Origin of the sequence: Streptomyces sp. WELS2 (assembly GCF_013870595.1) — a bacterium.
Taxonomy (GTDB): Bacteria; Actinomycetota; Actinomycetes; order Streptomycetales; family Streptomycetaceae; genus Streptomyces.
Window position 1 is genome coordinate 1 of sequence record NZ_JACBWZ010001257.1, and the last position, 1,318, is coordinate 1,318.

Below are 1,318 nucleotides of genomic sequence, written 5' to 3' on the forward strand. Positions count from 1 at the left end.
CCGTCGAGATCACCTCCGGTGCCTCCGGTCTCGCCCTGTGCCTGGTCCTCGGCCGGCCGGGGCGCGCCACCGCCCGCAGATGCGCGTGCTCGGTGTCGTCCAGCCGCAGTACCCGCGCGACCGCGTCCAGGACGGCGTCGCTGACGCTCGCGCCCCGGCCCTGTTCCAGCCGTATGTAGTAGTCGACGCTCACGCCCGCGAGCTGGGCCACCTCCTCGCGGCGCAGGCCCGGCACGCGGCGCCGCCCGTGCGCGGGCAGCCCCACCTCCTCGGGCCTGATGCGGGCGCGGCGCGAGCGCAGGAAGTCGCTCACCGCTGCTTCGGTCCGGTCCCCGTCCATGCCGCCGATCGTAGGGGATCGCCGCCGGTCCGTCCTGGTACTGGCAGACCCAGGAAAAGCGCATCCCTGGGTACGGTCCCCGGACCCGGCGAAGGTGGTGCCGACCGCCGGGGAGCCGCCCCGGACGGCAGTCCTCCAGGGAGTACCCATGTCGTACGAGAGCCTGTCCGGCCGCGTTGCCGTCGTCACCGGAGCCGCCAGCGGCATCGGTGAGGCCGTTGCCCTGCAACTGGCCGCCGGGGGCGCCCGGGTGGCGCTGCTCGCCCGCCGCGCCGACCGCCTCGACACACTGGCGGACAAGATCCGGGCGGACGGCGGGCAGGCGCTGGCCGTCGTCGCCGACGTCACCGACGACGCGTCCGTGGCGGCCGCCCGGGACCGGATCCACGAGGCGTTCGGGGCCGTCGACCTGGTCGTCAACAACGCCGGTGTGATGCTGCCGGGCCCGGTGGCCCAGGGCCGGATCGAGGACTGGCGGCGGATGCTGGACACCAACGTCACCGGAGTGCTGCGGGTCGTGGGCGCCTTCGCCGCCGACCTGGAAGCCGCCGCGGCGGAGGGACGCGCCGCCGACCTGGTGAACGTCTCCTCCGTCGCCGCCCACCTGACCTTCCCCGGCTACACGGTGTACGGGGCGACCAAGGCGGCCGTCACGCATCTGTCGCAGTCGCTGCGCACCGAGTTCGGGCCGCGGGACATCCGGGTCACCAACATCGAGCCGGGGCTGACCGACACCGAGCTGAAGACGTCCGTCCGCGACCCGGAGCTGTCCGGGCAGCTGGCGGGGATGTTCGAGGAGATCGGCGCGCTGTCGGCGGCGGAGGTGGCGGACGTCGTCGCCTACGTGGCCAGCCGCCCCCGGCACGTCAACCTCCGCCAGATCATGGTGCTCCCGACCCGGCAGGCGTGAGGCCCTCGGGGCGGGTCGGTCCCCGGGCGCGGGGCGTCGTGTGGGGAACCGCCCGGCATTCTGGCATG

At 74.6% G+C, this 1,318-nt stretch carries 2 protein-coding genes; one reads left to right on the top strand and one right to left on the bottom strand.

What is annotated here, in order from left to right:
* Positions 1–340, bottom strand: a 340-nt coding sequence (locus H5J33_RS35510) for a helix-turn-helix transcriptional regulator (protein ID WP_181798757.1), incomplete at its 3' end; no start/stop codon positions are given.
* 148 nt (positions 341–488) lie between these two features.
* Here H5J33_RS35510 and H5J33_RS35515 point away from each other — a divergent pair.
* Complete coding sequence (locus H5J33_RS35515) at positions 489–1,250, top strand: SDR family oxidoreductase (RefSeq protein WP_181798758.1); 762 nt, start codon at positions 489–491, stop codon at positions 1,248–1,250.
* The last annotated feature ends 68 nt before the right edge of the window (positions 1,251–1,318 follow it).

Coding starts and splice junctions, on each gene's coding strand:
- H5J33_RS35515 (WP_181798758.1), top strand. CDS start 489: ATGTCGTACGAGAGCCTGTCCGGCCGCGTTGCCGTCGTCACCGGAGCC.